The following is a 25605-nucleotide window of genomic DNA, read 5'->3' on the forward strand; positions in this document are numbered from 1 at the left end:
GAGTTACCAGGCTTCAGCACTCACCGGAGGGGCCGAGTGAACATCCACAAGAATGCCCGTCTCACGCCGCTGCGTCGAGAGGAGATGGGGCGCTTTTTCCAAAGCCCATGCGGCGCGCGTCTATGGCGTGTCGGCCAAGATCGTGGCGCGCTGGGTCGAACGCTATAAGGCCGAAGGCCGGCCCGGCACGGTCGACCGTTCCTCGCGGCCCGCCCATATGCCACAGGCCACCGCTACGTCGATCGTCGAACGCGTCGTGGCGCTGCGGCGGCAACGTTGGACCGGCAAGCACATCGCCCATGAGGTCGGCGTCTCGCCCGCCACCGTTAGCCGCGTTCTCAAGCGTGCTGGGCTATCGCGGCTCAAGGATATCGAACCGGCCGAACCGGTCCGGCGCTACGAGCGCGGGTTTTACTGGTCTAGTGACTTTCACCAACTGATCAGGGGCGATTTGCGCAGCCACGTATCCGCAGTGAGTTGCTGAACGACGAAATCGGCGACATCGGCCCGGGCGATCGTCCCGCCATGGACGCCTGCAAGGTCGGTCAACGTTTTGATGTGGCCACGCGCCGGCTTGTCGTTGAGGACCATCGGCCGAACGATGGTCCAGTCGAGCGTGCTGCCTCGGATGGCATCTTCCTGGCGATCCTTGTCTTCATAGACCTTCCGCAGCATCACGGGCAGGAGCAGTCGGTCGAAGAAGAAGCCGCCATGGCCGCGGCTGTCGCCGGCGCCGAGGCCAGTGATGCACACCAACCGGCGGATGTTCTGCTGCTCCATGACGCCGACCAGCGCGCGCGTCGCCGTCGAGAGCAGGGTCACCTCGCGGAATGGGCTCATGGCAGTGCCCAATGAACTGACGACGGCATCACAACCCGCGATAGCGCGGGTCAGCGCGGCAGCATCGCGGGCGTCGCCTTCGATGAGTTCGGCGCCGGCGAGGTCCCCCGCCTTTGCCTTGGAGCGAACGAGGGCTACAACTTCATGTCCCTCCGCAAGAGCCTTGCTGACAATCAGCCGGCCGGTTGCGCCGGTGGCGCCCAGTACCAGAATTTTCATTTCAAGCCTCCGAATGTGTGCTGATGGACGAGGAAGCACCGATGAGTCGCTGGCGCAGGAAGTTACCGATGGCGTCTACCGACTGCTCTGCCGCGAGAAAGCGGCCGAGGGAAGATTGGAAGACGTGCGGCATGCCCTCCCACTCCGACAGGGTCACCTCCACGCCTGCCGCCCTCGCACGGTCGGCGTAGCGGACGGAGTCCGCGAGCAGCACTTCGTCGTCTCCGACATCGATGCGGATCGGCGGCAGGCCGTTGAGTTCCGCATGGAGCGGAGAGGCTTTGGGGTTCGTGGCATCCTGGCCTTGAAGATACATGTCCGCGAAGCCCTGGAGTACGCCGCGCGTGAAGATCGGATCCGCCTCGGCCCTGGTCTCGAAGCTGTAGCCGGTGAGGGCAAGGTCGGTCCACGGCGACATTACCGCCGCCCCGACCGGTTGCGCCAAGCCCTTCGCTTTGTCGGCAGCGAGGATCGACAGCAGTGCCAGCGTTAGACCGCCGCCTGCGGAGTCGCCCACAACCACGATCCGTTCGGCACCCTCCGCTACGAGCCCGCGATAGGCGGCGACCGCATCGTCGATCGCTGCCGGGAAGGGGTGCTCGGGCGCAAGCCGGTAATCGGGCACGAAGGTGTCGGCTCCGACGCGTGCGGCGATCTGGCCCGCGAAATTGGTGAGTGCTCCGGCTGAGCCCAGCACATAGCCGCCACCATGAAGATAGAGGATGCGCTTACCCGGTCGTGTAGTCGTCGGCCGAAGCCAGAAGCTCGCAATGCCGCCGACGGTCGCGACCGCGACCCGGACATCCGCGGCAGCGGGCGTGGCGGCAAACATGGCGTCGAACATCGGCCGCGCCTCAGGCCCGAGCTTTTCACCCTTGTGGGCCGAGGCGGCCTGTCGCATCGCGGCCACCGCTGGAGCGTCTTCAGGCGAAAGGGGATGGATCGTCATCATCGCAGGTCTCCTTGGTTGGGCGGTAAACGTGGGCTCAGCCGTTCGCCCACTGGGCGGCGGCATCCCTGGCAAAAGCGGCATAGGAGCGGGGGGCGTGGCCGAGGAGCTTAGTCAGATGCGCAATGTCGTTCGTGGTCGCCACCGCGCCTTCCGTCTGATAGCGGCTGAACATCAGGCGCAGGTCGAGCGCGTGCCAGGCGGGCAGCATCGTCTTCGTGCGCTGCTCCATGACGACGAGATCGTCGCCGCCATGACGGATCGCGCGGCCGAGAGCCTCGCTCCAGATGGCGGCGATACCTTCGCCAGTCAGGCTGTCCGGACCAACCAGGGCATAGGTCTCGCGGCCGAGCGGCGTCGCGGCCTGCTCACGGCGAACGAGTTCGATCGCGGCGGCCTCGCCGATGTCTCTGATATCGACCATCGAGATACCCTTCGAGCCGATCGGCGCGCCATAAACGCCGGCATTCAGCAGGACGTCTTTTTGACGAAGATCGTTCTGGATGAAGTAGGCGGGGCGCAGGATCGTCCCGGGCAGGTCGAGCGCCTCGATCATGCGCTCGACTGTGTACTTACCCGCAAAATGCGGCACGTCGGCATAGGCATCGCCGCCGAACACCGAGAGGTAGACGATGCCCTTGATGCCGGCCTCGCGGGCGACCGTCAGCGCAAGCATGGCCTGTGTCAATTCGTCGGCGACATTCGGCGCGAGCAGGAACAATGTGGTGACGCCTTCCAGCGCCGATCGCAGCGAATCCGGGTCGGCAAGATCGCCGCGGACCGCCTTTACGCCCAAGGGCAGTTGCGCCGTCTCCGGGGAACGCGTCAGGGCGCGAACCTCGACGTTGCGTCCCTGCAGATGAGCCAGGACCTGGGAGCCGATCGTGCCGGTGCTGCCGGTTACCAAAATAGCCATTGAAAAAACTCCTTGTGATTTCTGTTCTGTCCACGAGGAAGATAGACGTTCCAATATTGAGCGGGAGATGGCATGATCGAGACAGCCCGTCTCAATATTGGAACACAATGATGAATTTAGAGGCCCTGGCAGACTTCAACCTCGTTGTCGCCCATGGTGGTTTCGGCCGTGCCGGTCGCGTTTCCGGGCGATCCAAGGCGACGTTGTCTCGCCATGTGAGCGAGCTCGAACATAATCTTGGTGTGAGGCTGATCGAGCGTGGATCCCAGAGTCTGCGACTGACAGACGAAGGCCGAGCACTGCACGAGCGCACAGATGGCTTGCTGTCGGAAATCGCGGAGGCGGGGGAGGCGATTGTCCTAGGTGCCTCCACCCCGAAAGGCAGACTGCGGGTGAGCGCTCCCGTGGTTTTCGCGCATGTGGCGCTGCCCAGGATCGCCACCCGTTTTGCGCTCGCCTATCCGGAGGTCAAGCTTGAGATCGTTGCCGAGGACCGCAAGGTCGATCCGGTCGAGGATGGCTATGACCTTGTTATCCGAATCGACCCTTCACCCGATGAACGTCTCATCGGACGTCGTTTTCTCAATGACGAGCGCCTGATCGTTGCCTCACCGGATATGCCGCGTCCTCAGCCGGTGCCGGGGGGTGACGCGAATGCCGTAAAGGCGGTCTTGCTGAGCGCAACGTCGCTGAACGTGGTTTGGCGCATGAAATCCGATCTTGAGGACGAAATCCTTTTGAAGCCCGAACCGATCCTGCGCTTCTCGTCTCTGCTGATGGTGCGCGATGCCGTTCTGGCAGGCGCGGGCGCGGCATTGCTTCCGAAGCTTCTTGTCGCAGATGATATCGAGGCAGGCCAGCTCGTTTGCTGGGGAATTCAAGCAGGTCCGCCTGTCGAAATCTGGGCACTGCAAAGTTCGCGACGTCTTGTCGGCGCGAAGGTTCGCGCTTTCCTGGATGTGATGGAGAGGGCGTTTCCCAGCAAAGTTTTCGTTCCTGCACCCTGAACAAGAACCTTCTTGCCGGCCAGGCGCCTCCCTGTTTAGGGTGAAGAAGGTTTCCCGGCACGTCCATATTGGCGTGGTGTACAGCCCATAACCCTCTTAATGGCTGTGCTAAAAGCGCTTTTGGTTTCGTAGCGTGCGATCTGGCAATGACGGAGGTCGGATCGCTGGAATTCTCCAACCTGTACCCCCGCCAGCGGCATCCGCCAGCGGGTCAGATATTCCGTGGCTGTCTCCCCGGTCGTTGCCTTGAATTTCAAAGCAAAGGCCGAGCGAGACATGCCGGCACGCTCCCCAGCTCCTGCAGGGTCCAACGATGGGCTGGATCGTCGTGCATGGCATTGGTTGCAGCGCTGGTGTGTTCGTCTGCTAGGGCGAAGAACCGCCCAACGCCACTTCTTGGCCCCTCCGCCAAATGCAGCCGCAGGGCTTGAACCAGCATCATGTGGGCGAGGTGTTGTGCCTCCAGAAGCCCGCCCGGTTGGCGCTCGCGCAACACCTGTATCATTTGCTCCTCCGACCAATGCAGGGAAGCTTGGTCAATTCCTGTCGGATGTGCACAATCGGCGGCAGCATTTCCAACAATGCGACCGCATGAATGCAGCTCATAGCGGCTGCCGACAATAAAGAAATCCCCGCCACCAATATACGAGACGACGCCACCGGTCCGGGCGGGAGGAAATACCGTCTTGGATGCAATAGGCGCCAAGGTCAGGTCGCTGGCGAGGCGGGAGGGCCGCCCGCTCGGTAGCACAAAGCAGTCCCCCATCTCTAGGCCCACCGGGTCGGGAACACCCTGCGCGCTGATGAAAAAATTGGCGGTCTGGATCCACAGCGTTGTGACTTTGCCTTCAGGTGGCGCGGAAGCGGTCGACCCTGAAATCGCCGAGCGGCGTTTCACAATGGCCGGTCGTGATGAGTTCTGCCATGGCGTCGCCCACGCCCGGACCGAGCTGGAAGCCATGTCCGCTGAAGCCGAAGGCGTGGAACAGGCCTGGCGTCGTCGCCGAGCGTCCCATGACCGGCAGCATGTCCCTGACATAACCTTCGCAGCCGGACCAGGTGCGGATGATCGCGACCCGCGCGATTGCCGGCAGCAGTCGCGCGACCGCGCGCAATTGCAACGGAAGGCGTGTGGGATCGGCGACCGCATGACCTGGATCGAGGTCCACCGGTACCCTTTCGGCCGCGCCGCCGAAGACGATGTTGCCCCGCTCGACCTGACGCAGATAGGCACCGTGGTCCTTATCGCGGGTCCAGATACCCACCACCGGCAGAATCCGATGAGGCAGCGGCTCGGTTACGCCCATTTGCGGGCCACGGGCGTCGAGCGGGACCTTTTCGCCGAACTGCGCGGCGATGCGCGCGCCCCAGGCCCCGGCCGAATTGACTAGGCATTCGGCAGCGAAAGCGCCTCTTGAACTGCTGACAAGGAAACCGGTTTCGGTCCGCTCGATCTTCTCGATCCTGGCATCCTCGACGATCGTCGCGCCAAGCTTGCGGGCGGCTTCGGCGAAGGCCGGCGCGATCAACCTCGGATTGCCGCTGCCGTCATTCGGCGAGAATGACGCTGCGATCGCGTCGGGAGCCAGGCCGGGAAAACGGGCGCGTATCTCGCTCTTTCCCAGTTCCTCCAGCTCGAGCCCCAGGGGCCGCGCCGCCTCGGCATAAGCCCGCATGTCGGCAAGACTACCTTCATCAAAGATCAGCCGGATATGACCGGTGGCGCGGAATTCCACGTCATGGCCCAGCATCTGATCGGCCTCTCGCCACAGTTCGAGCGAGCGGTGGGCCAGCGGAAGCTGGGACAGATGACGCCCCGTGCGCCGGATGTTGCCGAAGGAAGCGACGGTCGCTCCGGTGCCGACCCGGTTCCGCTCGATCAGCGTCACGCGCGCACCGCGCCGGGCAAGGAAATAGGCCGAAGCCGTTCCCATCAGTCCACCGCCCAGCACGATCACATCCATGGTTGTTCCCTGCGCGGAGCGCATGATCCTGAAGGCGCCGATCTTGTCGGCACCGCTTCATTGCGTCAAAGATGGGTTTGGACAACAGCCATAAGCTTGACCTATGGAGTGGCAATGCGGGCCCGTCAGCTCGAAGTGTTCATCGCCGTCATGCGCGCGGGCACCGTGACCGCCGCGGCGCGGATGCTGAACATCTCCCAACCCGCACTCAGCCAGATCCTGCTCCACACCGAGGACGAACTCGCCTTCACACTGTTCGAGCGGGTGAAGGGTCGGCTGCGGCCAACCCCGGAGGCGCTCGAGATATTCGCCGATGCCGAGCGTCTGTCGGCCGGGTTGGAGGGCTTGCGCCGCAAGACCACTGATCTGCGTTTGGGCCGGACGGGGCTGGTCCGCGTCGCGGCCTCGCCGCCGCCGGCCCTGGCGATCTTGCCGCGCGCTTTCACCACCTTCCGGGAACGGCATCCCGATATTCTGCTGCGCTCCCACATGGCGCCGATCGCCGCCATCATCGACATGCTGCGCGCCGGCGATGCCAGCCTTGGCGTGGCCTTGGACGACCGCCTGCCTCCCGACATCGAGGCGGAGGTGCTCGGCAGCGTCGGCTTCGCCTGCCTGCTGCCCACCGGGCATGCGTTGGCCGGGAAAACCGAGCTGACGCTCGCCGATCTCGCCGGCGAGGAATTGATATCCTATCGCGGAACCACCCGCCCCGCCGACGAACTGGCCCATGCCGCGCGCGCACAAAGTGTGGCGCTTTCGCCGTCGCTCGAGATCGATGTCTCCATCTCGGCGGTTGGCTTCGTCCAGGCCGGTCTGGGTATCGCCCTCGTCGATGCGCTGCTGCCCTGGCACCAGTTTGCCGGGCTTGCCATCCGGCCTCTCGCGAATGGGCCGGAATTCCCGATCGCGCTGCTCACCTCGCGCACACGGGCTCTTTCGCGAGCCGATGAAATGATGCGCGACCAGATCCGCGCGGCCTGTTACGTCGTGCTGGGCAGTGACAGGACAAGGGCATAAGCAAAACTTATATTGTTCCTTGTCATACGTCTTGGACCCCGGCCATCCTGTCGTGTCAGCTTCGGTTGGCAGACAGGAAGGGACGTATCATGGATGGTGCCATCGGGGCGGACGAGGCGCGGAACCAAGCCGACTGGAAGGTCGGCGTCGATATCGGCGGCACATTCATCGATTTCTGCGCGCTCGAAGCAAATTCCGGGCGCGTCGCCTCGCTGAAGGTGCTGACGACGCCAGAGGATCCGGGCGCCGAGCTTATGACGGGCCTCACGCTTCTTGCCGAGCGCGAAGGCTTTGACCCCACCCGTATGACGCGCTTCGTGCACGGCACGACCGTCGGCATCAACACCATCATCCAGCGCAAGGGCGCGCCGCTCGCGCTGTTCACCAATGCCGGCTTCGAGGACGTGATCGAGCTCGCTCGGCTGCGCATGCCGGACATGTATTCGCTGTTCTGCGCGCGGCCCGACCCGCTGATCGCGCGAGACTTGGTGTTCGGCATTCCGGTTCGCATGCGCGCCGATGGCAGCGAATCCCAGGCGCCTGATATGGTGGCGGTGGAGAGGGCGGCGGCCGCGGCGAAAGCGAACGGCGCGCTAGGCATCATCGTCTGTTTTCTCCATGCCTGGCGCAACGCCGCGCAGGAAGCCTCGGTCAAGGCGGCCATCGGCCGTCTTGCGCCTGATCTCTTCGTCTTCTCTTCGGCCGAGGTGTGGCCGGTCATCCGCGAATATGAGCGCAGCTCGACAGCCATTCTCAATGGCTATGTCCACCCGCGCGTCTCGGGCTATCTGACGGCGCTGGCAGAGCGGCTGAAGGACCGCGGCGTGCCGGCCCGCCCCATGCTGACGAAGTCGAATGGCGGGCTGATGAACGCCGCCGAAGGCAAGCGCGCCTGCGTCAACATGCTTTTGTCGGGAACGGCCTCCGGCGTCATCGGCGCCTCGTGGCTGGCGCGCCAGGCTGGTGAAAACAGGATCCTTACCCTGGACATTGGAGGGACCTCGGCCGACTTTGCGCTCATCATCGACGGAGAGCCGCAGTTCGGGACAGGTGAGCTTATCGGCGAATTCCCGCTCCATATCCCGTCCGTGTCGGTCAGCTCGATCGGTGTCGGCGGCGGCTCGATCGCCAGTGTCGATGCTCAAACGGTGCTGCGGGTCGGGCCGGAGTCGGCCGGTTCGACGCCTGGGCCAGCCTGCTATGGCCGTGGCGGCGAACGTGCGACGGTGACGGACGCCATGGTGGTGTGCGGATGGCTCGGCCACAGCGAGATGGCCTATGGCCAGCTCAGGATCGATACCCAACTAGCGCATCGCGCGATTGGCGACCTTGCCGCCCGGCTCGGCCGCACGGTCGAGCAGACGGCGCAGGCGATCCTCGATATCGCGGTGTCGGAAATGTTCGTCGAGGTCGAGAAGCTCGCTTCGCGCGCCGGCGTCGATTTGCGCGATTTCACGCTGATGCCCTTTGGTGGCGGCGGCCCGATGCTCGGCGCCTTCCTTGCCCGCGAACTCGGTATGAAGCGCGTCATGGCGCCGCGCCGCCCGGGTGTGGTGTCGGCGCTGGGCGGACTGGTGGCGAATCTGCGCGGAGACTTCATCCGCACCGTCTTCAGCCCGCTGTCGACCGCGTCGCTTCCCGTCATCCGCGAAGCCTTCGCGGCGCTGGCGCAGGAGGGCCGCGACTGGCTTGCGGCGCAGGGCCACGATGCGGCCGCCGAGCTCAATCTCTCCTGCGACATGCGCTATCTCGGGCAAAGCTATGAGATCGAGGTCGTGCTGTCGCCGGAATGGCTGGCGGACGGCAACGCTGCCGCCATCGCGCAAGCCTTCCACCGCACCCATGAGCGGCTCTACGACTTCCACGACCCGGACGGCGAGATCGAACTTGTGAATGTCCGGCTATCCGCCGTAGGCGCGGGGCCGAAACTCTCCTTCCCGGAGATCGACGAGATTGGCGCCGCCGCCATTCCGGCGCGCCAGCTCCCGGTCTACACGGGCGTGAGTGTCGAGACTGTCGACCTCCACGACCGGCAGTCCCTGGTGCCGGGCAGCACGTTCCGCGGGCCTGCCGTGGTCGTTCAGGAAGACACCACCTTCGCCATTCCTGCGGGAGCCCAGGCAAGGGTCGACCGTCATCTCAACCTTCTGCTGACCTTCCCGGAGTAAAGCCATGTTTGACCGCACAAACCTGCAGGTTCTGGCGAACCACGCCCGCGCGGCGGCCGAGAACATGGCCCACACGCTTCACCGCACCGCGCACTCCGCCTTCGTCAAGGAGACGCAGGACTTCACGGTGATGCTGATGGACCGTTCAGGGGCAACCTTCGCCGTGCCGATGGACCTCGGCGCCACCTGGTACCCGGGGCTTTCGTATCACCGCGCTATCGCGATGGTCGACGACTACCGGCCGGGCGACGTCGCATTCACCAACGATCCCTATTCCGGCTATGTCGCCACCCACGCGCCCGACACGCATCTGTGGAAGCCGGTCTTCGTCGGCGGCGAGATCGTCGCCTGGACCGGAGGGCACATCCACAACACCGACATGGGCGGGGCCGTGCCGGCTTCGCTCAGTCGGGCGCTGACCGAAATCCATCAGGAAGGCATCCGCTTTCCGCCGATGAAGCTGGTGAACGAGGGCGTCTTCGACGAGATGATCCTGCGGATCATGAGCACCAATGTGCGCAAGCCCGACCTCAACATCGGCGACATCAAGGCGCTGGTCGGCGCGCTCAATACCGGCGAGCGCAAGATCCAGGCAATGGTAAGGAAGTTCGGCAAGGTCGGCTTCGTCGAAGGCGTTTCAGCTCTTCTTGACCATGCCGAAGCGCAGGCGCGCGACGTGCTGCGCTCCATACCCGACGGCATATGGGAATTCGCGGATTATGCCGACGAGGATTCGGTCGAGGCCAATCCCTGCCGGCTGAAGCTGACGCTGACGATCAAGGGCGACGAGGCGGTGCTCGATTTCACTGGCTCCGATCCGCAGCTCGGCTCTTCGCTCAACGTGCCTTCAGGCGGCGACCCGCGACACACCATGCTGCTGGTGGGCGTCTATTACGTGCTCTACACGCTCAATCCCAAGATCCTGCTCAATACGGGTCTAACCCGGCCGTTTACCTGTATCGCACCCACGGGTTCGGTGCTGAACCCGGTACATCCCGCCGCCGTGGGCATGCGCTCGCTCACCTGCGCCCGGCTGCGGTCGGTCATCTTCGGCGCCTTCTCGCAAGCGGTGCCGGCGCGCCTGCCCGCGGCTCCGGCCGGCAACAACTGCATCATCAATGTCATGACCACGGACGAGCGCACCAGCCGCACCGTCATCGCGGCGGTGAACCCCGTGGTGGGCGGCGGGGGCGCGATGCCGCATCGCGACGGGACCAACGGATCGGGCGCCGATGCCGCCTATCTCAAGAACACGCCGATCGAGATCACCGAGACCGAAATCCCGGTCGAATTCGTGAAATACGGGCTCGCCAGGGACAGCGGCGGTGCGGGTCGTTGGCGCGGCGGGTTGGCGACCGAGATGGCGTTCCGCGTCTTTGCCCCCGATTCCCGGATCACGGCGCGCAACCGCGACCGCAGCTTCTTTCGCCCCTGGGGCGTGCTGGGCGGCAAGGCGGCCGGCCTGTCGGACATGGTCGTCAATCCAGGGACCGGGCACGAGCGGCGGCTGGGCAACATCGATACGGCGGTCCTGCAGCCCGGCGACGTACTGGAGATCCGCTCCGCTGGCGGCGGCGGGCGCGGCGATCCGCTGCAGCGCGAGCCTTGGCGGGTCGCACAGGATGTCCGGCGCGGCTATCTCTCGACGGCCGCGGCCGAGCGCGACTATGGCATCGTCATCAACGACGGCGAGGTCGACGAGCAGGCGACGGAGCGGCTGCGCGCAGGGCGCAAGCCGGCCGTGGCCCATTTCCATTTCGGCTCGGAGCGCGACGGTTACGAGGCGCAATGGACGCCGGCGGCCTATGACCGGCTTCACGAAGTGCTGAACGCCTTGCCGATCCACTGGCGCTTTTTCGCCAAGACGGAAATCTTCCGCCGCATGAAAGGGCGCTCCGGGCCGGAAGGTGTTCAGACGGCGTTCGATGCGGTCTGCGAACGCTTCCCCGAGTTGCCGCGTCCTCGCTCCCTGCAAGAGGCAGCGGAATGAACAATGCCGGCCGCATCGTCCGGCTGGCCGAGCGCGACCGGGCGGAAGTACAGTTCGTTCTCGACGGGCATAAGCGTTCCGCTCTTGCTGGCGACACCGTGCTGACCGCCATGCTGGCGTCGGGACATGTCTTGCGCAGCTCGGAGTTCGGCCCAGAGCCGCGCGCCGGCTTCTGCCTCATGGGCGCCTGCCAGGATTGCTGGATATGGCAGAAGGAAGGACCGCGTCTGCGGGCATGTTCGACGCCGGTCACTGAAGGCATGCGGCTGTGCACGACGCCGCCGGAGAGCTGGCCGTGAGCGAGACCTCACCGCGACGGATCGTGATCGTCGGCGCCGGCCCCGCAGGGATAAGGGCCGCAGCCATGCTGGTCGAAGCCGGGCTTCATCCGCTGGTGATCGATGAAGGACATCGCGCCGGCGGGCAGATCTATCGCCGTCCGCCGGCCGGGTTTGTCCGCACGCCGGAGCAGCTCTATGGGGCGGAAGCCGCGAAGGCGCGCGCGTTGCATGGGCTGTTCGACCGGCTGGTCGACGAGGGGCGGCTTACTCATTGCGCGGGCAGTTCGGTCATCGCCATCCACGACGGGCAGCTCCAGGTGCTGGGGGAGGGCGGCATCAAGGCGATCTCCTATGACGGGCTGATCCTTGCCACCGGCGCGTCCGACCGCGTCGCACCTATCCCCGGTTGGCAGAACGCCGGTGTCTACAGCCTGGGCGCGGCGCAGATCGCGCTGAAGACGCAGGGCGTGGCGCTTGGGCGGCGCGTCGCGCTTGCTGGGTCGGGGCCTCTGCTGACGCTGGTCGGCGCACAGCTCCTCAAGGCCGGAGCGGATGTGGCCGCGGTTCTGGATACGTCGTCCTGGCGGCAGCAGATGCGTGGATTCTCGGGCCTTGCCGCCCGGCCGTTGGTCGCGCTGCGTGGCATGGCTCTGCGGGCGAAGCTCGGCCGCCGCTATCATGCGGGCGTGACGCCGGAGCGGATCGAGGCTGACGAGCAAGGTGTCGTTGCCTTGCGCTGGCGCGATGCCGGCGGCCGGCAACGGCATACTGCTTGCCACATGGTCGGCATGGGCTGGCACTTGCGGGCCGAGACCCATCTGGCCGATCTGGCGGGATGCGCCTTCATCTATGACGAGCAGTGGCTGCAATGGCTGCCGAAGACCGACGAAATGGGCCGGGCCGGCAACGGTGTCTACCTCGCGGGCGATGGGGTCCGTCTCATCGGCGCGGACGGTGCGGAGGTCTCGGGGCGCCTGGCGGCGGCGGCATGTCTTGCCGATCTCGGCTATCCGGCGCCGCCCGCCGGCGCCGATCTGCACAGGCTCGCACGGCTCGAGCGCTTTGCCAGTGGTCTGGCTCGCGCCTTTCCCTGGCCGGCGGCGATGGTGCGGACGCTTCCCGGCGATGCGATCGTCTGCCGCTGCGAGAACGTCACTGCCGCGGCCGTGCGCGAGGGCACGGATTTCGGTGGTGGCGAGGCAAACCGGGTGAAGTCGCTCTCACGGGTCGGCATGGGACGCTGCCAGGGACGCTATTGCCAGTTGGCCGCCGTCGAACTCGTCGCGGCGCAAGCCGGCTGCGCGCCTGATGTCGTCGGCCGGTTTCGCGGGCAAGCCCCTGTCCGGCCGGCGCCTATCGGCGCCTTTCTCCGGGAGGACTGATGCGATTGCCAAAGCCGCGCCTGGATATCGGCAGGGATGACATCTCAGAAATCGGCGACCTTGCCCCAGGCCGAACCATCGAAGCGGCGCGGGTCGTAGGATGTCGCATCGACGATCGGTTCCGATCCGGTCACCAGATCGGCGACCAGATGCCCGGCACCGGGTCCGATGCCGAAGCCGTGTCCCGAAAAGCCGGCGGCGAGGAAGAAACCCGGAACGCTTTGGATCTCGCCGATGGCGGGCACACCGTCCGGCGTGCTGTCGATGTAGCCGGCCCAGGCAGCGCTGATCCTGGTGTTTTGAAGGCTGGGCAGAAGTTCGAGCGCCCGGGCATGGGTCAGGCGGATGGTTGCCCGGTCCGGGATCGGATCGAGAATGCGCATCCGCTCCATCGGCGTCGGCTGGTCGAGCCGCCAGTGCCGGAGCGTCTCGTGACCCGAGCGAGCGCCTTGCAGCCCGCCGGGCGCGAGGCTTCGCCACCGCTTCAGGAACATGGGCAGGAACTGCGAGGAGAAGCGCAATTGCTGCGGCGTCACGTCCACGCGGCCGCGTCCACTTATGGCGAGCGTGTAGCCGCCGTCGCCGCGACGCGTGGCCGAGATCCTCGCCGTGTGCAGCGCATCCGGCAGACCCTCCGCGCCAGGCGAGACGGACAGGATGGAGGAGCGGATCGACGCCTGCGGAAAGCGGAAGCCAAACTGCCGGCAAAAGGACGAGACCCAGGCGCCGCCGGCCAGCACCGCCACCGTCGTCCTGATGGTTCCGCTTTCGGTGACCACCCCGCTAAGGCGGCCGCCTTCGGTCTCGATACCGCGCGCGGCGCAATTCTGATGCACGGTGCTGCCGAGCTTGAGGATGGCCCGGGCGACCGCGGGTGCTGCTCGCGACGGGTCGGCGGTGCCGTCGGTCGGTGAGAAGACGCCGCCCTTCCAGGCCCGGCCCGTGGCGCGGCCGCGCTCGCTGGCCTCGGCGCCGTCGAGCATGTGTGTGCTGACACCGGCCATTTTGGCGAAGTCACGCCAGCGTGCCCAGCCGGCCAGTTCCGCCTCGTCATTGCTGAGATAGAGCAGGCCGCAGCGGCGAAAGCCGGTTTCTTCGCCGGTTTCCGCAGCAAAACTGTCCCACAAATCGAGGCTGCGGGTCGCCATCGGCAACTCGCGGGCGTCGCGGTTCTGCTGGCGGCACCACCCCCAGTTCCTGGAGGACTGCTCGGCGCCGATGCGCCCTTTTTCGACAAGCGCGACCTTCATACCGCGCCTCGCCAGGTAATAGGCCGCGAAGACACCCACGATGCCGCCGCCGATCACCACCGCGTCCGCGGATCGCGGCAGTTCGCCAGATGTCTCGATTTGCTGTAGCGGCGCGCGCATGGTCTCTCTGCCTCGAAGAGCCAATCTACCGTGTTGCGCAGGCAGCCGCTGCCGCAGTTGAAGCCGAAGCAGAATTTTATTCCGATAGCGCGGTCAAAATCGGGAGTCACTGCGTTTCAAAGCGCTGTCCACTTGGATGGACAGGCCAAGGGGCTGTGGTAGTGTCAACGTCTGTAAGCAAGGCAGCATTTTGTGCTGTGGCATGCGTTCTGCGGAGACGACCATGAAACTGGATCGGATCGATATCAAGATTCTTCACGAATTGCAGAAGAACGGCCGCATCACCAATGTGGAATTGGCCGATCTGGTGCATCTGTCGCCGAGCCCGTGCCTGATGCGGGTCAAGAAATTGCAGTCGGAGGGCTACATCGAGGGCTATTCCGCACAGGTGAATATCGGCAAGCTTGGCCAGACGCTGACCGTGTTCACCGAAATCACCTTGAAGAACCACCGCCAGGTCGACTTCGCCCGCTTTCTCGCCGTGGTGGAGAAGATCGATCAGGTCATCGAATGCCATCTCGTGTCGGGTGGCTACGACTATTTGATGAAATTCGTGACCGCCGGCATAGCCGAGTACCAGACGATCATGGAGCGGCTGACCGACATGGATATCGGCATCGACAAGTATTTCAGCTTCGTCGTGCTGAAGTCGCCCATCGTCAAGGCGCACATGCCGCTACCGAGCCTGTTTCCGAGGTAGGACTCCGCGCTTCGTCGCGCTGGGGATCCGTTCCAAAGCAATTCCGGACGGAAAAGCGCACAGGCCTTTCTGGAATTGCTCTTAGCGATGGCCGTACTGGCTGACCAACTCGGGATCGCGGACGAGGCCGTCGAGCCACGTCGGATCGAGCTTCGGCACGGAGGAGAACAAAAGCTTGGAATAAGGGTGGGTGGGCGCCTTCAGTCTGTCGGCTGTGATCTGCTCGACCCGCTCGCCATTGTACATGACCATGATCTCGTCGCAGATCGCTTCGACGACGGAAAGGTCGTGGCTGATGAAAATGTAGGAAAGGCCCAACTCGCGCTGCAGCTCCTTGAGCAGTTCGATCACGGCGGCCGCCACCACGGTGTCGAGCGCCGAGGTGATTTCGTCGCAGATAATGAGCTTCGGTCCGGCCGCCAGGGCGCGCGCGAAGTTCACCCGCTGCTTCTGGCCGCCCGAGAGCTCCGACGGGCGACGGTAGCGCAGCGTCCTGGGCAGGCGAACCATATCGAGCAGTTCGTCGACGCGCTTCGAGCGCGCCTGCTTGTCGAGGCCGTGATAGAAGGCCAGCGGGCGGGAGATGATATCCTCCACCGGTTTGGCCGGATTGAGCGCGGTATCGGCATACTGGAACACGATCTGCATCTCGCGCAGTTGGTCCTGGCTGCGTTTCCCTGCGGCCCGCTGCAGTTCCTTGCCGTCGAATATGATGTCGCCAGTCGCCGCCGGATGGATGCCGGCGATGACGCGCGCCAGCGTCGATTTTCCGCAGCCGGATTCGCCGATAATGCCGAGGTTGCGTCCCTTCTCGACGACCAGGCTGACGGCATCGACGGCGCGGATGAATGGCAGCCCGTTATCTCGCACCGCGCCATAGCCGGCGGTCACATTGTCGATACGCAGCAACGGCTTCGCGCTGGCATCCGCGTCAGCATGCACTTGCCGTGGCTTCGGCTCGAAGGCAGCCAGCAGTTCGCGCGTATAGGGATGCTGGGCGGCGGAAAGAATCTGAGCCGTGGTGCCGGTCTCCTGCACTTCGCCGCCCTTCAGCACCACGATGTGGTCGGCGATCTGGGCGACGACGGCCAGGTCGTGGGAAACATAGACACCCGCTATCCCACCCGCCCGCATGACCGACTTGAATGCTTTCAGCACGTCGATCTGCGTGGTCACGTCGAGCGCGGTGGTCGGCTCGTCGAAGATAACCAGCCTGGGATCGCCGATAAGCGCCATGGCCGCTGACAGCCGCTGCAACTGCCCGCCCGAAACCTGGTGCGGGTAGCGCGCGCCAATCCCTTCCGGATCCGGCAGCGACAAGGCTCGAAACAGTTCGACCGCGCGCTTTCGCGCCTGCTCGGGCGGCATCAGGCCGTGGATCCGCGTGACCTCGATCACTTGCTCCATGATCGTTGACGAGGGGTTGAAGGAGGCGGCGGCACTTTGCGGAACATAAGCAATATCGGTGCCGCGCAACCTGGCCCGCTGCTTTTCCGACAGTGCCGCCATGTTCTTGCCGTTCACATTGATCTCGCCGCCGGTGATCCGGCAGCCGGGCCGCGCATAGCCCATGAGCGAGAGCGCCACCGTCGTTTTGCCGGATCCGCTCTCGCCGATCAGGGCGAGCATCTCGCCATCGGCGATGTCGAGGCTGACGCCCTTGATGATTTCGACGATGCGTCCGGCATCCGTCGTCGCCTCGATCCTCAGGTTCCTGACCTCGACAAGATTGGTCATGCGTCCCTGTCCCTGATCTTTTGCGGCAGGTTGTCGATCAGCAGGTTGACGCTGATGGTGAGGCTGGCGATCGCCAGCGAGGGGATGATGACGGCGGGAGCCGCGAAGGGCAGGCCGCCGATGTTCTCGCGTACCAGGGCGCCCCAGTCGGCGAGCGGCGGCTGCAGGCCGAGTCCAAGGAAAGACAGGCCGGAGAGCAGCAGAACGATGAAGACGAAGCGCAGGCCGAAGTCGGCCAGCACGGGACGGATGATATTGGGCAGGATCTCGGACCCGATGAGATAGGCGGTGCTTTCGCCGCGGACGCGGGCGACGGTCATAAAGTCCATGGTATTGATGTTGACGGCGAGCGCCCGCGCGAAGCGGTAGGCGCCCGGTATATAGATGACGGCGAGCGTCAGGATCAGCGCTGGTATCGACGAGCCGACCGCGGCCACGACCACAAGGCCGAACAGCTTGCTGGGGATGGAATTCATGGCATCCAGGAAGCGGCTGAGGCAGGTGTCGAACCAGCCGCCGATGACGGCTGCGGTCATCCCCAGCACCACGCCCGAGAAGCAGGCGATGGCAACGGCGGCGAGCGATATGCCGACGGTGTAGCGCGCGCCCATCAGCACCCGCGAGAGCATGTCGCGCCCCAGATAATCCGAGCCGAGCCATAGTCCCTGACGCATCGGGCCGAAATAATCGTCGTCGACGATGTCGCCGATGGAATGGGGAATGATGGTGGGCGCGAAGATGGCGATCAGCGTCCACGCCAGGATGACCAGCGAGGCCACGATGCCCACGAGATTGTAGCTGTGGCCCAGGAAGGACCGTCGGGAGGCTGCCATGCGCGCCATCGTCATCTGATCCTCGGGTTGGACATGATGGCGATGATGTCGGCGACCGTGATGAGCAAGAGGTAGCCGAGGCAGAAGATCATCGCGCAACTCTGGATCAGCGGCAGGTCGCGGGTCGCTACCGCATCGACCATCAGCTTGGCGATGCCGGGATAGTTGAAGATCGTCTCCACGATGATGACGCCGCCGACCAGATAGGACAGCGAGAGCGCGACCGCGTTGACGATCGGCCCGAGCGCATTGGGAAGCGCGTGCTTGAGCACCATGCGGCTGCGTGAGGCGCCTTTGAGAAGCGCCATCTCGACATAAGGCGTGGAAAGCGTTTCGATCACCGCGGCACGGGTCATGCGGATCATCTGTGCGGAGATGACGAAGGTGAGCGTAATCACGGGCATTGCATAGATGCGCACGAGATCGGTCAACGTATGCGCCTCATTGACCGAGGACAGGGCCGGCAGCCATTTGAGGTAAACGGCGAAAAGCAGGACCGCGAGGGTTGCGACCATGAATTCCGGCACCGAGATCACGCCGATCGAAAGGACGGTGACGGTGCGGTCGTAGAGGGAGCCGCGCAACATGGCGGCGGTGATGCCCAGCGTCAGCGCCAGCGGCACCGAGAGCAGCGTGGTGATGCCGGCGAGTTCCATGGTGTTCACGAAGCGTCCGCCGATCAGCGCCGCGACAGGCATCTCATTGGCATAGGAGGTGCCGAGATCGCCGTGGAGAAGGCCAAAAAGCCAGCGCAGGAAGCGAAGGATTGCCGGATCGTTGAGGTGCATGGCTTCGCGCAGGCCGGCGACGGCTTCCGGAGTCGCCGCCTGGCCGAGCAGGATCGACGCGGTGTCGCCAGGCAGCATGCTGGTGGCGAAAAACACTGCGAACAGGACGATCATAAGCGTGACGACCGCGATCGCGAGCCGCTTCAGCACGAGGTTTAGAACCCCAGACGTCATGGAAGCGCTCCTGCGGTTGCGTTCGGCCAAGCCATGTTGCGCAATAGGTGCCAGGGGCCGGCTGTCCGGTCCCTGGCAGGCGCCTCTCAGGCTTCGAGCCAGAGATACTCCGCCATTGCGTAGCCCATCATGCCACCGAGCGGGTTCGCCTCCAAACCCTTCACCTTGCTGGAGAGGGCATCCACGTTGGAAATGTAGGCCGGGATGATGGTGCCGGCCTCCTCGGAGACCATGACCTGCATTTGGTTGTAGATTTCCTTGCGCTTGGCCTGATCGAGCGAGCCGCGCGCCTCGACGAGCAGCTTGTCGAACTTCTCGGACTTGTACTGGCTTTCGTTCCAGGGCGCGTTGGAAGCGTAGAGGAGCGAAAACAGGATGTCGGGCGTCGGCCGCGGATTGATGTTGCCAAAATGGATCGGCGCCTTGAGCCAGTAATTGTCCCAATAGCCGTCGGCGGGGACACGCTGGACATCGAGCTTCATGCCGATATCTGCGCCGGCTGCCTGGATGATTACCGCCATGTCGATCGACGAGGTGGCGGCGTCCGAAGCGATCACCGGGATGGACTGGCCGAGTAAACCTGACTTCTGGAAGTGGAACTTCGCCTTGTCCGGGTCGAAAGCCTTCGGCTTGATGTCGGGATTGTGGAAGATATTCGCCGGCGAGACGGGCTGGTCGTTGCCGATTTCGCCGAGACCCCGCAGTGCCGATTTGACGATCTGCTCGCGATTGACGAGATACTTCATGCCGGCCACGAAGTCGGCCTTGCTGCCCGGGTCCATGTCGAGCCGGATGTTGAGGTCCGTGTAGTTGCCCGAGGTCGTCTTCGACAGCTCGAAGCCCTGCTGGCCGCCGATAAGCTTCATCGCGCGCGGATTGATGGAAGCCGCAAAATTGATGTCACCGGAAAGCAGGGCGTTGACGCGGGCGCTGTCGTCGCTGATGGCGATGAACTCGAAGGAGTCGAGGTAGGGCTTGCCCGATTTCCAGTAGTTCTTGTTCTTGGTGACGACCGACCGCACACCCGGCTCGAACGTTTGCAGCACGAAGGCGCCAGTGCCGTTGCCCTTGGAGAAGTCCGTAGTGCCGTCCTGGACAATCATGAAGTGGTGCAGCGCCAGGATGGTCGGAAGGTCGGCATTCGGGTCGGCCAGCGTGATTTCCACCGTCGACTTGTCGACTGCCTTGAAGCCGGTCATCTGCGCGGCGATCTTGGCGACCTTGGAACCAACCGATTTGTCGAGATGGCGCTTCAGCGAGTAGACGACATCGTCGGTGGTGAGGTCCTTGCCGTCGTGGAAGGTGACGCCCTTGCGCAGTTTCACGGTCCAGGTCTTGGCGTCCTTGCTGTCGAAGCTTTCGGCCAGTTCCATCTGCGTGACGCCGTCCTTGTCGAGGAAAGTCAGGCGGTTATAGAGCGAGCAGCAACGGACATAGTCGGTGGAGAGCGACGCCTTTGCCGGATCGAGCGTGTCGGCGGTCGAGGACGACCAGCCGGCGGCCTTGAACGCTCCACCGGAAACCGGCGTGGCGGCGACGGCATTGGTGGCGCGGCCAAGCACCAGGCTGCCAGCGGCAACCGCGGCGCCGCCGGCCAGCAGCATCTTGAGGAGTTCGCGGCGGCTCGCGCCCCGCCGGATGGCATTTTCGACCATGGCATCGTCTGCGCTGGTCCAGTTCGTGATCTTGTCGGTCATATCATTCCCCTTTCTGTTTGTTTTCCGGCTTGCTCGTCTTGCTGCGGCTTTCCGGGTTTGAGCTCAGATTCTTTCCTTCAGGCTTTCCCGCACGGCCGCGGCAAGGGCCGCCATCGACGTGAAGTGGTAGTCCGGCGCGGTGAAGCGCTCGGGCTCGATCGTGCCGCCATAGCCCTTCTGGGCGTGCCGGCGCTCGATCCAGCAATTGGTCAGGCCGAGCGCCCGCGATATGCCGATGTCGTGATATTGGCTCTGCGCGACGTGCAGGATGTCGTCCTTGCTGTCGCCCCGGGAAGACACGAAATCGAAGACCGTCTGGAAGAACGCCGGGTCCGGTTTTTCCGTGCCTGTATCGTCGGCCGTGAAGGTGGCGAAGAAAGGCGATCCCAGTTGCTTCTCGAAATGGTCAAGCGCCCAGCGCCGGGCATTGGTCATGGCGATCAGTTTGTGGGATTTCGCAAGCTCGGCCAATGCCGCCGCGCTGTCGGCGAAGCCTTGCCAGACGCCGGCCGAATCCCGCAGCCGGACGCCGTATTTCTCCTCGGCTGGCAGGCCGAGCCGCGGCGCGATGACCATGTAGACACGCACCAGATCGTCAGGAAACAGGCCCGCATCAGGCATGTAGCGGGCCTGCCGGTACAGAGCCAGCGCGGCTTCGCCATCGATGGAGACGCCAGTGTCGGCGGCAATCCCGGCCAGGCAGGTCGTAATACCGCCTTCGAAGTCGATCAGCGTGCCGACGACGTCGAAGGTCATGTATTTGAATTCGCTAAAGTCCCTGGCCAACACTGGCTCTCCTCTGCGCGCGGCCGAATTGCATGGTGCTGAACAGAACAAAATTCCGTGCTGTCCGGGGCGTCGGCCTTTTCGAAGGCCCGGAAATCCGGGCTTCCTGGCCTTGTCTTATGAGCAGTCTGGCACTTCCCCCGCGCTGGATTCGCCGAAAAGGCGGGAAGGGGCGGCACAAAATTGCGAAATCGTCTGCTCCGGCGATATTTCGAGACACGACATATTTCGCCGCCGTCATGCCAGTGCCCTGCGGATATCAGGATCGTCCAGTGTCTGGTCCAGCGTTCGGCGCGTGCGCTCGATGATCGCGTCGATATCGGCGTCGGTGCAGCAGAGCGGCGGTGCGTAGCCGAGAACCCCGTTAGCAAAAGCGCGGATGATCAGCCCGTTGTCCCACGCCCTGTCGAAGACCCGCCGCGCCGGCATCGCCGACACCGGAAGCGGCGTCTTCTTCTGCTTGTCGACCACCAGCTCGATCGCTGCGAGCATGCCGCGGCCGCGCACGTCGCCGACGAGCGGGTGGTCTCTCAGACCCTCCAGACCCGCCATCAGTCGAGCGCCGGCCTTGACGCCGTTTTCCAGCAGGCCGCCGTCCTCGTAGAGCTTCAGCACCTCGAGCGCGACGGCGGCGCTGACGGGATGGGCGGAATAGGTGTAGCCGTGGCCGACGGCCGAGTTGCCAGCGCCATCGGCGATGACGTCATAGACATGATCGGCCATGAACACAGCGCCCATGGGAACATAGCCCGAGGTCAGCCCCTTCGCCGTCGTGATGAAGTCGGGAACAATCTCTTCTTCCGTGCAGGCGAACAGGGGTCCCGTGCGGCCGAAGCCGGTGATCACCTCGTCGGCGATGAACAGGATGCCATGCTCCTGGCAGAGCTCGCGCATCGCCCTGATCCAGCCTTTCGGCGGGACGATGACGCCGCCCGAGCCCTGGATCGGCTCGGCGTAGAAGGCGGCGACCCGCCCCGGCCCGATCGCCTCGATCTTGGCCTTCAGCGCGGCGAGCGACGCGGCGATGATCGCGTTGCCATCTTCGCCGACCGGGTTGCGATAGGGATAGGGGGAGGGGATCTTGTGCTGCCATTCGAAGGGAATGCCGAAGCCGGCGTGAAAGGCGGGGAGGGCGGTCAGGCCCGCGCCAACCACCGACGAACCGTGATAACCCTGTTCGATTGAAATGAACTGGTCGCGTTTCGGCTCGCCCCTGGCATTCCAGTAGTAGCGAACGAAACGGACCGTGCTGTCGACCGCGTCGGACCCGCCAAGCGTGAAAAAGACATGGTTGAGATCCCCGGGCGCGCGCTCGGCCAGCTCCGAGGCGAGCCGGATGGCCGGCTCCGAGCCGAGGTCGAAATAGGCGGTGGCGTAGGGAAGCTCGCGCATCTGCCGGGCCGCGGCCTCGACGATGCTGTCGTGGCCGTAACCGGCATTGACGCACCACAGCCCTGCGAAGCCGTCGACGAGTTGCCGGCCGGACGCTTCGGTCACGGTCGCGCCCTTCGCCGATTTCAGGACACGCACGCCGAGCGCCTCATGGCCGCGATATGAGGCGACCGGATGAATGAGGTGGGCGCGGTCGAGTTCGATCAGGGAATTGGCGAGCATTGTTATCCTCCGGACTAGCCGAGCGCCTGGTTGGCGAGTGCGTAAACTTTCGGCCTGGCCTGTTCCGCACTCTTACCGGGCGGACGGTCCATGGTCACGCCGCCGCCGACATGGGCGAGGCCGATTTCCTCGAGCCAGCCAGCGATACCCGTTCTGCTGTCGGTATCCACCCGCAGGAAGGCGCCGGGGCGCGAAGCGGCGAAGAAGCGGATCAGGGTCCTGGCATCCTCGGCATTTCCGGCGATGACCGGGCCGATCACCTCGCCGCGCCCAAACGGGCGGATCGCGGCATAGGCCTCGATGGCGCCGTTGCGGCGGATGATCGCGAATTGCCCCCGCTCGGCCAGCGCATCGACCAGGGCTTCACGGTCGGCGCCATAGGCATCGCGGTCCAGCGCCTTGATTTCAGATAGATCGTCGATGCCTGCGGCTTCCACGCCACCGGGCGCACCAAGGTCCGCAACCTTGCCCTGATGCTGCAGGATGGTGCCGGAGGGCACAAAGCCCAGCTTCTCATAAAGAGGCATCCCGCCCAGCGTCGCGACAAGCCGCAGCGGACGATCATCGGACAGGGCGAAGGCCCGTTCCATCAGCCGGCGTCCGAGCCCCTTGCCGCGTACATTCCTGTCGACGATCACCATGTTGATCATGGCGCAGTCGACGCCATAGGGCGTGACCAGGATGGTTCCGGCAACCTGGCCGTGACTGTCGAGCGCGACGACGCCCCTGGAGAGCTGCAGCGCCATCTGCCAGTCCTGCGGGCGATGCGGCCAGTTCTCCTGGCGGGAAAGCGTCACCGCGCCCTCGATATGGTCAGGTTCGAAGGCCCGAAGTTCTATCTCGTCCTGCTGCATGAGGCATCCTTCCGTCTGCCATAAGTCTCGACCATCGGCGCGCCGCAGATCGTCTGAAGGCGCCGGTCTGGGCGGTATCTTTCGCCGTAGCGCGAGGCGTGCGCCGCATCTTGTGCTGGCGCCGCCTGCAGCGGATGCGTTTCAACCCGCGGAAGGCGGCCTCATTGGCCGCCCGGATGCTACAGCGTGCCAAACCGTATGGCGGATACGGAACTTTCTGCTTTCAGAAGGGCGATTTCGGTCAGGTGGGTCGCTGCCTGCCGTCCTATGATGAAATACATCCCAATGCGGATGTGCTTCCACCGGAGATCGACGGACATGGCTTCCTTCAGGCCCAAATACATCACCTTCGACTGCTACGGCACGTTGACCCATTTCCAGATGGCGGAAGCGGCGCGCGACCTCTACGGGAGCCGGCTCGACGAACCGCGCATGCAGGAGTTCATCAAGAACTTCGCGGCTTATCGGCTTGACGAGATCATGGGCGACTGGAAGCCCTATGCCGACGTCGTCCACAACGCGCTCGAGCGCTCCTGCAAGCGCAACGGCGTCGCCTTCAGCGCCGACGACGCCAGCATGGTCTATGACCGCGTCCCGACCTGGGGACCCCACGCGGATGTTCCGGCCGGCCTGGCGAAGGTCGCCAGGGAAATTCCGCTGGTCATCCTGTCCAACGCCATGAACGCGCAGATCATGTCCAATGTCGAGAAGCTCGGCGCGCCCTTCCATGCCGTCTACACGGCCGAGCAGGCGCAGGCCTACAAGCCCCGCTTCCAGGCTTTCGAATACATGCTCGACATGCTGGGCTGCGGTCCGGAAGACATTCTTCACTGCTCGTCTTCGTTCCGTTACGACCTGATGTCGGCGCACGATCTCGGGATCAAGAACAAGGTCTGGGTCAATCGCGGGCACGAACCGGCCAACCCGTATTACGGCTATGTCGAGATCGCGGATATTTCCGGTCTCGCGGGCGTGGTTGGACTCTGAAACGGGCGGATTGCCGATGAAGCTGCACTCCTATTGGCACGACACCGCCCCGATGTTTTCCGGGGGGGCTCAAGGCCCCGTCGAGGGGCACTATGACGTCGCCATCGTCGGCGGCGGCTTCACCGGTCTCGCCGCCGCCCGTCAGCTGGCGAAGGCCGGTGCCAAGGTGGCGGTGCTGGAGGCGCAACGGGTCGGCTGGGGCGCATCCGGCCGCAATGGCGGCCACCTCAACAACGGCCTCGCCCACAGCTACCTCTCGGCCAGGTCCGAGCTCGGCAAGGACCGCGCAATCGCGCTTTACCGGGCGCTCGACAGTTCCGTCGATACCATCGAGGCGTTGGTCGCCGAAGAAGGCATCGACTGCAATTTTCGCCGTGCCGGCAAGCTGAAGCTCGCCTCCAAGCCTCAGCATTTCGAAGCGATCACACGCAATTTCGAAGCCCTCCATGCGGAGGTGGATCCGGACACGGCGCTGCTGTCGGCGGCCGACCTCAAATCCGAGATTGGCTCGCCCTTCCATGGCGCGATGTTGTCGAAGAAGAGCGCCATGATGCATATGGGTCGCTATGTGATGGGTCTCGCCACCGCCGCCACCCGTCATGGCGCCGTCATCCATGAGAACACGGTGGTAACGGATCGCAAGCAGGTCGGCAGCAGGCATGAGCTGACCACTTCGCGTGGCCGCATCAGCGCCGACAATGTGCTGGTGGCGACCGGCGCCTACACCACGCCGAATTTCGATTATTTCCGTCGCAGGATCATCGCCGTCGGCAGCTTCATCATCGCCACGCGGCCGTTGAGCGACGCCGAGATCGCAGCGACCATGCCCGGCAACCGGACATGCGTGACCTCGATGAACATCGGCAATTACTTCCGCCTGTCGCCTGATAACCGGCTGATTTTCGGCGGCCGCGCACGCTTCTCGGCGACATCGGACCAGCGCTCCGACGCCAGAAGCGGGCAGATCTTGCGGGCAGGCCTCGCGGCGATCTTCCCACAGCTCGCCAAGGTCGAGATCGACTATTGCTGGGGCGGGCTGGTAGACATGACCAAGGACCGCTTCCCGCGCGCCGGTTACCATGACGGTGTCTGGTTCGCGATGGGCTATTCCGGCCACGGTGCGCAGCTCTCCACCCATCTCGGCATGATCCTGGCCGATGCCATGCTCGGCCGTGAGGACCGCAATCCGCTGAAAGGACTCGAATGGCCATCTATCCCTGGCTATTCCGGCAAACCCTGGTTCCTGCCGATGGTCGGGCTCTACTACAAGGCGCTCGACCGGATTCAGTGATCGCCGCTCTGGCCCTGTCGGGGCTTCGGCGAAATTGC

24 protein-coding genes and 1 pseudogene are annotated in these 25605 nt (G+C 64.4%); 10 read left to right on the plus strand and 15 right to left on the minus strand.

The features are described 5' to 3' along the window. Positions 1–36: 36 nt before the first annotated feature. Positions 37–406, plus strand: a pseudogene (locus ACWGS8_RS27020) (helix-turn-helix domain-containing protein); the annotation flags it as partial. 23 nt (positions 407–429) lie between these two features. On the opposite strand, the gene ACWGS8_RS27025 reads toward ACWGS8_RS27020, so the two are convergent. The 3 genes from ACWGS8_RS27025 to ACWGS8_RS27035 are packed head-to-tail and all read right to left on the minus strand — an operon-like array spanning position 430 to position 2924. Then, positions 430–1059, minus strand: coding sequence for an NAD(P)-dependent oxidoreductase (locus ACWGS8_RS27025; RefSeq protein ID WP_454583775.1), 630 nt, complete (start codon positions 1057–1059; stop codon positions 430–432). 1 nt (position 1060) lies between these two features. Next, entirely contained in the window at positions 1061–2011 is a 951-nt protein-coding gene (locus ACWGS8_RS27030) for an alpha/beta hydrolase (protein WP_454583776.1), read from the minus strand. A 34-nt stretch (positions 2012–2045) separates the two neighbouring features. Beyond that, positions 2046–2924, minus strand: coding sequence for an NmrA/HSCARG family protein (locus ACWGS8_RS27035; protein WP_454583777.1), 879 nt, complete (start codon positions 2922–2924; stop codon positions 2046–2048). Positions 2925–3034: 110 nt separating this feature from the next. Here ACWGS8_RS27035 and ACWGS8_RS27040 point away from each other — a divergent pair, with 110 nt between their 5' ends. Next, positions 3035–3931, plus strand: a complete 897-nt coding sequence (locus tag ACWGS8_RS27040) for a LysR family transcriptional regulator (protein WP_454583778.1) — start codon at positions 3035–3037, stop codon at positions 3929–3931. A 35-nt stretch (positions 3932–3966) separates the two neighbouring features. Here ACWGS8_RS27040 and ACWGS8_RS27045 read toward each other — a convergent pair whose 3' ends face one another. The 3 genes from ACWGS8_RS27045 to ACWGS8_RS27055 are packed head-to-tail and all read right to left on the minus strand — an operon-like array spanning position 3967 to position 5895. Then, entirely contained in the window at positions 3967–4209 is a 243-nt protein-coding gene (locus tag ACWGS8_RS27045) for a helix-turn-helix domain-containing protein (protein WP_454583779.1), read from the minus strand. Beyond that, complete coding sequence (locus ACWGS8_RS27050; protein ID WP_454583780.1) at positions 4185–4829, minus strand: cupin domain-containing protein; 645 nt, start codon at positions 4827–4829, stop codon at positions 4185–4187. The genes ACWGS8_RS27045 and ACWGS8_RS27050 overlap by 25 nt, the downstream gene beginning before the upstream one ends. Further along, positions 4780–5895, minus strand: a complete 1116-nt coding sequence (locus tag ACWGS8_RS27055) for an NAD(P)/FAD-dependent oxidoreductase (RefSeq protein WP_454583781.1) — start codon at positions 5893–5895, stop codon at positions 4780–4782. The genes ACWGS8_RS27050 and ACWGS8_RS27055 overlap by 50 nt, the downstream gene beginning before the upstream one ends. 114 nt (positions 5896–6009) lie before the next feature. Between ACWGS8_RS27055 and ACWGS8_RS27060 the strand changes: the two genes are divergently transcribed. The 5 genes from ACWGS8_RS27060 to ACWGS8_RS27080 all read left to right on the plus strand — a co-directional run bounded on the left by ACWGS8_RS27060 (position 6010) and on the right by ACWGS8_RS27080 (position 12736). Continuing rightward, positions 6010–6915, plus strand: a complete 906-nt coding sequence (locus ACWGS8_RS27060; RefSeq protein ID WP_454583782.1) for a LysR family transcriptional regulator — start codon at positions 6010–6012, stop codon at positions 6913–6915. Between the two features lie 89 nt (positions 6916–7004). Next, positions 7005–9083 carry a hydantoinase/oxoprolinase family protein gene (locus ACWGS8_RS27065; RefSeq protein WP_454583783.1) on the plus strand — a complete coding sequence of 693 codons (2079 nt, stop codon included), beginning with the start codon at positions 7005–7007 and terminating at the stop codon, positions 9081–9083. A 4-nt stretch (positions 9084–9087) separates the two neighbouring features. Beyond that, positions 9088–11073: a hydantoinase B/oxoprolinase family protein gene (locus tag ACWGS8_RS27070; RefSeq protein ID WP_454583784.1), complete on the plus strand. Its 1986-nt coding sequence runs from the start codon at positions 9088–9090 to the stop codon at positions 11071–11073. Beyond that, complete coding sequence (locus ACWGS8_RS27075) at positions 11070–11372, plus strand: (2Fe-2S)-binding protein (protein ID WP_454583785.1); 303 nt, start codon at positions 11070–11072, stop codon at positions 11370–11372. Before ACWGS8_RS27070 ends, ACWGS8_RS27075 begins: the two co-directional genes overlap by 4 nt. Beyond that, entirely contained in the window at positions 11369–12736 is a 1368-nt protein-coding gene (locus ACWGS8_RS27080; RefSeq protein ID WP_454583786.1) for an FAD-dependent oxidoreductase, read from the plus strand. Before ACWGS8_RS27075 ends, ACWGS8_RS27080 begins: the two co-directional genes overlap by 4 nt. Positions 12737–12780: 44 nt before the next feature. Here ACWGS8_RS27080 and ACWGS8_RS27085 read toward each other — a convergent pair whose 3' ends face one another. Then, positions 12781–14106, minus strand: a complete 1326-nt coding sequence (locus tag ACWGS8_RS27085; RefSeq protein WP_454583787.1) for an NAD(P)/FAD-dependent oxidoreductase — start codon at positions 14104–14106, stop codon at positions 12781–12783. Between the two features lie 223 nt (positions 14107–14329). Between ACWGS8_RS27085 and ACWGS8_RS27090 the strand changes: the two genes are divergently transcribed. Beyond that, positions 14330–14806, plus strand: coding sequence for an Lrp/AsnC family transcriptional regulator (locus ACWGS8_RS27090; protein WP_038644676.1), 477 nt, complete (start codon positions 14330–14332; stop codon positions 14804–14806). An 81-nt stretch (positions 14807–14887) separates the two neighbouring features. Here the strand turns inward: ACWGS8_RS27090 and ACWGS8_RS27095 are convergent, their stop codons facing one another. The 8 genes from ACWGS8_RS27095 to ACWGS8_RS27130 form a co-directional block, all read right to left on the minus strand. Then, complete coding sequence (locus tag ACWGS8_RS27095) at positions 14888–16543, minus strand: ABC transporter ATP-binding protein (RefSeq protein ID WP_454583788.1); 1656 nt, start codon at positions 16541–16543, stop codon at positions 14888–14890. Beyond that, positions 16540–17391 carry an ABC transporter permease gene (locus tag ACWGS8_RS27100; RefSeq protein WP_454583789.1) on the minus strand — a complete coding sequence of 284 codons (852 nt, stop codon included), beginning with the start codon at positions 17389–17391 and terminating at the stop codon, positions 16540–16542. Before ACWGS8_RS27100 ends, ACWGS8_RS27095 begins: the two co-directional genes overlap by 4 nt. After that, complete coding sequence (locus ACWGS8_RS27105; protein ID WP_284269676.1) at positions 17388–18338, minus strand: ABC transporter permease; 951 nt, start codon at positions 18336–18338, stop codon at positions 17388–17390. The genes ACWGS8_RS27100 and ACWGS8_RS27105 overlap by 4 nt, the downstream gene beginning before the upstream one ends. An 86-nt stretch (positions 18339–18424) precedes the next feature. Further along, positions 18425–20035, minus strand: coding sequence for an ABC transporter substrate-binding protein (locus ACWGS8_RS27110; RefSeq protein ID WP_454583790.1), 1611 nt, complete (start codon positions 20033–20035; stop codon positions 18425–18427). A 63-nt stretch (positions 20036–20098) separates the two neighbouring features. Further along, on the minus strand, positions 20099–20791 hold the full coding sequence (locus ACWGS8_RS27115) for an HAD-IA family hydrolase (RefSeq protein WP_454583914.1): 693 nt from the start codon (positions 20789–20791) through the stop codon (positions 20099–20101). Positions 20792–21058: 267 nt separating this feature from the next. Next, positions 21059–22435: an aminotransferase class III-fold pyridoxal phosphate-dependent enzyme gene (locus ACWGS8_RS27120; protein ID WP_454583791.1), complete on the minus strand. Its 1377-nt coding sequence runs from the start codon at positions 22433–22435 to the stop codon at positions 21059–21061. A 14-nt stretch (positions 22436–22449) separates the two neighbouring features. Continuing rightward, positions 22450–23289, minus strand: a complete 840-nt coding sequence (locus ACWGS8_RS27125; RefSeq protein ID WP_454583792.1) for a GNAT family N-acetyltransferase — start codon at positions 23287–23289, stop codon at positions 22450–22452. A 179-nt stretch (positions 23290–23468) separates the two neighbouring features. Next, on the minus strand, positions 23469–23609 hold the full coding sequence (locus ACWGS8_RS27130) for a hypothetical protein (RefSeq protein ID WP_454583793.1): 141 nt from the start codon (positions 23607–23609) through the stop codon (positions 23469–23471). Between ACWGS8_RS27130 and ACWGS8_RS27135 the strand changes: the two genes are divergently transcribed. Continuing rightward, entirely contained in the window at positions 23608–24276 is a 669-nt protein-coding gene (locus tag ACWGS8_RS27135) for a haloacid dehalogenase type II (RefSeq protein ID WP_454583794.1), read from the plus strand. The genes ACWGS8_RS27130 and ACWGS8_RS27135 overlap by 2 nt on opposite strands. 16 nt (positions 24277–24292) lie before the next feature. After that, positions 24293–25567 (plus strand): NAD(P)/FAD-dependent oxidoreductase, encoded by a 1275-nt coding sequence (locus ACWGS8_RS27140; RefSeq protein WP_454583795.1) that lies wholly within the window; start codon positions 24293–24295, stop codon positions 25565–25567. Positions 25568–25605 lie beyond the last annotated feature (38 nt).

The sequence above is a fragment of the Mesorhizobium sp. 43Arga genome, assembly GCF_053714255.1.

Bases quoted from the DNA above. Each gene is read 5' to 3' on its own strand.
- ACWGS8_RS27025 (WP_454583775.1), bottom strand. From the start codon at position 1,059: ATGAAAATTCTGGTACTGGGCGCCACCGGCGCAACCGGCCGGCTGATT.
- ACWGS8_RS27030 (WP_454583776.1), bottom strand. From the start codon at position 2,011: ATGATGACGATCCATCCCCTTTCGCCTGAAGACGCTCCAGCGGTGGCC.
- ACWGS8_RS27035 (WP_454583777.1), bottom strand. From the start codon at position 2,924: ATGGCTATTTTGGTAACCGGCAGCACCGGCACGATCGGCTCCCAGGTC.
- ACWGS8_RS27040 (WP_454583778.1), top strand. From the start codon at position 3,035: ATGAATTTAGAGGCCCTGGCAGACTTCAACCTCGTTGTCGCCCATGGT.
- ACWGS8_RS27045 (WP_454583779.1), bottom strand. From the start codon at position 4,209: ATGTCTCGCTCGGCCTTTGCTTTGAAATTCAAGGCAACGACCGGGGAG.
- ACWGS8_RS27055 (WP_454583781.1), bottom strand. From the start codon at position 5,895: ATGGATGTGATCGTGCTGGGCGGTGGACTGATGGGAACGGCTTCGGCC.
- ACWGS8_RS27060 (WP_454583782.1), top strand. From the start codon at position 6,010: ATGCGGGCCCGTCAGCTCGAAGTGTTCATCGCCGTCATGCGCGCGGGC.
- ACWGS8_RS27065 (WP_454583783.1), top strand. From the start codon at position 7,005: ATGGATGGTGCCATCGGGGCGGACGAGGCGCGGAACCAAGCCGACTGG.
- ACWGS8_RS27070 (WP_454583784.1), top strand. From the start codon at position 9,088: ATGTTTGACCGCACAAACCTGCAGGTTCTGGCGAACCACGCCCGCGCG.
- ACWGS8_RS27075 (WP_454583785.1), top strand. From the start codon at position 11,070: ATGAACAATGCCGGCCGCATCGTCCGGCTGGCCGAGCGCGACCGGGCG.
- ACWGS8_RS27085 (WP_454583787.1), bottom strand. From the start codon at position 14,106: ATGCGCGCGCCGCTACAGCAAATCGAGACATCTGGCGAACTGCCGCGA.
- ACWGS8_RS27090 (WP_038644676.1), top strand. From the start codon at position 14,330: ATGAAACTGGATCGGATCGATATCAAGATTCTTCACGAATTGCAGAAG.
- ACWGS8_RS27095 (WP_454583788.1), bottom strand. From the start codon at position 16,543: ATGACCAATCTTGTCGAGGTCAGGAACCTGAGGATCGAGGCGACGACG.
- ACWGS8_RS27100 (WP_454583789.1), bottom strand. From the start codon at position 17,391: ATGACGATGGCGCGCATGGCAGCCTCCCGACGGTCCTTCCTGGGCCAC.
- ACWGS8_RS27105 (WP_284269676.1), bottom strand. From the start codon at position 18,338: ATGACGTCTGGGGTTCTAAACCTCGTGCTGAAGCGGCTCGCGATCGCG.
- ACWGS8_RS27110 (WP_454583790.1), bottom strand. From the start codon at position 20,035: ATGACCGACAAGATCACGAACTGGACCAGCGCAGACGATGCCATGGTC.
- ACWGS8_RS27115 (WP_454583914.1), bottom strand. From the start codon at position 20,791: ATGACCTTCGACGTCGTCGGCACGCTGATCGACTTCGAAGGCGGTATT.
- ACWGS8_RS27120 (WP_454583791.1), bottom strand. From the start codon at position 22,435: ATGCTCGCCAATTCCCTGATCGAACTCGACCGCGCCCACCTCATTCAT.
- ACWGS8_RS27125 (WP_454583792.1), bottom strand. From the start codon at position 23,289: ATGCAGCAGGACGAGATAGAACTTCGGGCCTTCGAACCTGACCATATC.
- ACWGS8_RS27135 (WP_454583794.1), top strand. From the start codon at position 23,608: ATGGCTTCCTTCAGGCCCAAATACATCACCTTCGACTGCTACGGCACG.
- ACWGS8_RS27130 (WP_454583793.1), bottom strand. From the start codon at position 23,609: ATGTCCGTCGATCTCCGGTGGAAGCACATCCGCATTGGGATGTATTTC.
- ACWGS8_RS27140 (WP_454583795.1), top strand. From the start codon at position 24,293: ATGAAGCTGCACTCCTATTGGCACGACACCGCCCCGATGTTTTCCGGG.